This window comes from bacterium (assembly GCA_037131655.1).
Classification (GTDB): Bacteria; Armatimonadota; Fimbriimonadia; order Fimbriimonadales; family JBAXQP01; genus JBAXQP01.
Genome location: JBAXQP010000228.1, coordinates 1 through 4,437, shown reverse-complemented (window position 1 = coordinate 4,437; position 4,437 = coordinate 1). Strand labels below are relative to the sequence as shown.

The window sequence follows — 4,437 nt, the reverse complement described above, 5'->3', positions numbered from 1 at the left end:
ACCCAACCCCAAGACCCATTCGTTATATACTCCAACTCAGCGTGAAAAGGCTTGAGATTCAAGAACCCAAAGAGCTTGCTATTGCCGTCTGGCAAGTGGGTGAAGACGGTGTGCCAAAACCTGCATCCGGCGCTGCCATTCAGCTCTCATTAGCGCCCGGTGTAACCGGTTTTGCTTACGCCCCACCAGCAGGAACGGGGCAAGTGAGTTGTACCGTCTCACTTTTACCCGATAAAACCCCAACCCCAGGCAAATTAATGATCAACGCCTCCGTTGGCGGCAGCCAGATCAGCGAATCTGTAAATTTAACCGCTGGTCAGGGATACGAGATGAGGTTTGTCGAATGAAGCGTTGCAAAGATAAAGTTAATGGGTTGAAAAAGGGATTTGCTTGGCGGTTGAAACAACAGCTATTGATAGCAAAAACCACCTACGTGGATTATTCGGAGTCCGCGCAGGCGGACTTTGCCAGTAACAGCCGCGACTTCAGTCGCCAGGCGCCATCAGGCATTATATATGGCTTGGTTTTGCTCCTACTGGTCTTCACTCTGCCTCTATTCGGGCAGCAGCCAAAGCAACCTCCTACGACTGACGACCCACTGGATAGAGCAGCTAAGAAAGCCGTCGAATCAGTCAAAGGGATCATGCCGGGTGAATTACAGCCAGGCAGTTCAGAATATATGTTCACGAGCGTTCTCGATGACACCGGTGGGGCGCAAAAGAACTCGCTGGCACCGCTCTATATCGCTTCTTTTGTATTCGGCGTTAAGGCGAATATGGGTGAGTACCAGTGGAATGATAGCCGCTGGAGCATCAAGGTCAACAAACAGGTTCCAAAACTCGAACTCAACACTTCAAATATCACTAGTGTAAGAATTCAATGGGCCGAACCTACGCCTAATGATGAAAACCGCACTATTGTTTTCAGTGTCGAAGCGCGGGGATTGATGTATCCGCATACAATTCCTAATATAACCTCGCGGGTTATGAATGTTGCAGATGCTATGCATTACGCTTTCAGGACAGAATATGCCAAAGGTAAACAACCCATCGCTCCCCCATGGACATTAATAGTTGGCGGAATGGCGGCCGTTGCTGCGGCGGCAGCGGCCATCAACAACCTTAGGAACAAGCAGAAACCAAGTTCAAAGAACCAATCGGATCAGCCAAAAAACTATATACTTCAACTCAACCGCGACCAGGTTGAATTAAACACCGGCCAGACGGCTCAAGTGACTGCTACGGCGTGGAGAGTTGACGCTTCAGGTAATCCTATACCAGCTCCTGAAGCAATGATAAGAGTTGAAGCGCCGATCGGTCTAATAGTCAATCCGATTGCCGGACAAGGCTCTCTCCAAATGCAAATTTCTTCGGAGCAGACATTACAACCCGGTAAAAAAGTTCTCAATATCACTGCAGAGGCGGCAGGCGCTATCACATCAGGAACAGTAACCGTAGAAATCCAGGGTGGGTACGAAATGAAGTTTTTGGAGGGTGAGTAGGCATGGGCAATACACTCAAGTGGAATGATGCGACGAAAACGTGGGACACGGCGGTCATCAAGGCGCAGATAATCTCAAAAACAGACGCCGTTCCGCAGCAGCTCGTTAATGATTTTAAAGTCGAGGATGCCCCCGATTCCTCAGCTGCCCCGGCCATTAAGAACAACATCCTAAAAGTCTCAGACAAGTCAGTACTCGCCGACCACATCACCGCCCAGTTCACCGTCTCAGTCGATAAACCCGATCCGAAAGTATTTACTCAACAATTGGGCTTCACTTTGAAGGTGATCGCAAAACCCACCGCGCCCCCTCTGCCTTGGTCACCAGTGCCCGTCGATGCGATGCTCCCAGAGGTTTCGGGGCTTGTCACGGTCTATCTTGAGCCTCCGCCGAATCGAATTGGCGTCAAACCAAATGACGACCCGCTCGTAGTCGATGCTGTTAGAGGAGAAAGACTCGAAGTAACGGCGGTTTGTGAGACCTACAGCTTCGAGCACAAAGATTACGTCCCAATGCTGGGGGCGGAGCTTGATTTCAAGATTACTCAGGGCGAGATGGCAGATTTTCTACGAAAAGCCACTCTTCCTCCAGTGCCAGGAGGAATTATATTCCAATTAGGTGTTCCAAGGTTTCTTCCTGGTGATGGTCAAAAGCGAGATTTGGCATCTGTTGAATTCAAACCACCGGAGAAGTCAAGCGGCGGGAACATCCCTTCTAAAACCCTAAAAATTCAATGCAGTACAAAGACGATTATGGGTCGATTCCATCTCTCGAAAACTAAACCAGACGGAACTGTCTCAGAGTTCTATCGAAAAGATATTCCGATCTCGACTGACAGCGTAAAGCTCACCTTAAACTGCGCGGACAAGAATTTCCGTTGGGAAGGGGTTTCGCTAGTAGTCGAAGTCACGGATACGACCCCGTTTTACCTAAAAACACATCGAGAGCAACTCAATTTCACCCTTTCTGCGCCTGCTATTGGAGCATCTGCGCTGGATGTAGGTCTAATGCGAGAACCAGATCAGTACGCGACTAGCTCAGACGCTGAAATTATTTTCCCCAACCCCGATGACAGGAAGTTCAAGGGCTATCTTGCTGTCGGCAAAGCGGGCTGGGAGCAATTCTCAGGCTATGTCGAAGAGCTTATGCCTGGACAAGATGCCGAGGAGGTGTTAAAACTGGCTGACCTGATGGTCTACGCCAAAGCCATTTTTAGCTCCCCTGAAGCCGGCATCACCATTACAAAAGATGACCCGAAAGAGATAACTATCGACGATATCCAGGCTGAGTTCCAAGCGGGTGAGAATGAAAGCTGGAACGGTGCTTACGATCCTGATAAGCATTGTTACAGGTTCACTAATCCACATCGCCCAACAACAACGCCTGCTACCGCAGTACCGATAATCTGCGAGATGAAGCCGGAGCCGACATTTTTTCAACCGTTATCCAAAACATGTGTCGATGCTATGAAGCTATCGTCCACCCTTGCTCCCGCTTTGGATGTATACGTTCGAAAATTCTTGACTCATATCGCGAAAATGAGATTAGCGGAGCTTCAAGACAACTTCCAAGACCTCAGTAACAAAGCGATCGTCATAAGCGACTATGTGGTGCAGTCAACCGCTCTACTTAAAAACCTCGAACTTGCATACAACCTTCGCGCCAAGGTTGCTGAAGAAGTGATTAACAACATGATCGGTTTCTTGGTAGAAATGGGATCGTATTCGCTTGCATGGACGGGGAAGGCGAAGAAGGAAACGCTCGAAAAAAGCAGTAAATTAGCTCTGGTAACAACTCAGAAAGAGGTAACTAAGGAATTAACCGAGTATTCGGAAAAGACGATCGCAGGAAAAGCGGGGGTACTCAAACCGATTACAGACAAACTAGAGTTGCTCCATAAGCAGCAGGATGTGATGTGGAAAGACATCGCGAAAGCTACACAAGACGGGATGACTGATAAGGCCGCCGCATGGACTAAACAGGTAGAAGAGATTAGCAAGAAAATCATCGAACTCCGCGGCTCACTCAAAGCAACAGATGATATGTACATTCATGCAGAGAAAATGCTCAAGAAATACCAAGGCTGGCTGGAACTCGATGGCGATGATTTCAATGCTGCCTTTAAGGAACTTCAAAATGACATCGGTTTCTGGACCGCTTTGAAGGGTGATGCTGTGAAAAAGGTGTTGACAGAAGGCACAAAACAGGATTTCCTTCTCTATTACAAGTGTAGGGGCGAATACGGTGAGAGGAAGCAGAAAGTTCTTGAGGATATGCCTTCAGAATATGGGTTCATCGATCTCATCTACAACGGAGACCCTGAGAAAGCGGCCGAAATCAATGAGGCGATTTATAACGACTTATGCAAGGTGATGGAATACCTGGCGCAGGAGCTTATCGGTTCCGTGCGATGTGTGTTCAACTATATTTCTCATCTGATCAGGGAGTATACGTTCACCAATCACGCGCTCACTAGCGAATATTTGGCGACCTATACAGCTTATTCCAGCTCACATGGCATGTGTTTAAAATCGGTTGACCCAAGTACGATCTCAAAACAGAAAACTATAGATGTTATGACCGGTAGAGACACCGCCCAGAAAGTCTCCGCACAAACCTATACCCCATCTAAAGCAGACAAAGAGATCCATAGGCGTGAGTGGACGGAGATGGATAACACCCAGATGCAGCAGTTCAAGGACCACGTGATTGCGCTAATTGATGAGGCATTGAGAAAGGATACGGTTCAGCCAAACAGCTATGCAGCATTCCGAAGCGCCTATAGCGCCGCCAGTGGTCTTGCCGATCGAATAAAAGCGTACTTTGACTCCTATGAAGATACCAAGAAGGGCTATTACGAGCAGATCGACCAGTTCCTCTTAAGCGGGGGTGGTGATCGGGCGTTTTCCTATCAACATCTTCAGAATATGGTCGAC

The 4,437-nt window shown here is 48.3% G+C and carries 3 protein-coding genes; all 3 read left to right on the top strand.

Annotation, left to right across the window (positions count from 1 at the left end; genetic code table 11):
- Nucleotides 1–347 (top strand): hypothetical protein (locus WCO51_10135; GenBank protein ID MEI6513617.1); only part of this gene is annotated, 347 nt, incomplete at its 5' end.
- Nucleotides 344–1,501 (top strand): hypothetical protein, encoded by a 1,158-nt coding sequence (locus WCO51_10130; protein MEI6513616.1) that lies wholly within the window; start codon nt 344–346, stop codon nt 1,499–1,501. The genes WCO51_10135 and WCO51_10130, both read left to right, overlap by 4 nt.
- A 2-nt stretch (nt 1,502–1,503) precedes the next feature.
- Nucleotides 1,504–4,437: hypothetical protein (locus tag WCO51_10125; GenBank protein ID MEI6513615.1), on the top strand; the 2,934-nt coding region annotated here is incomplete at its 3' end.

Coding starts and splice junctions, on each gene's coding strand:
- WCO51_10130 (MEI6513616.1), top strand. CDS start 344: ATGAAGCGTTGCAAAGATAAAGTTAATGGGTTGAAAAAGGGATTTGCT.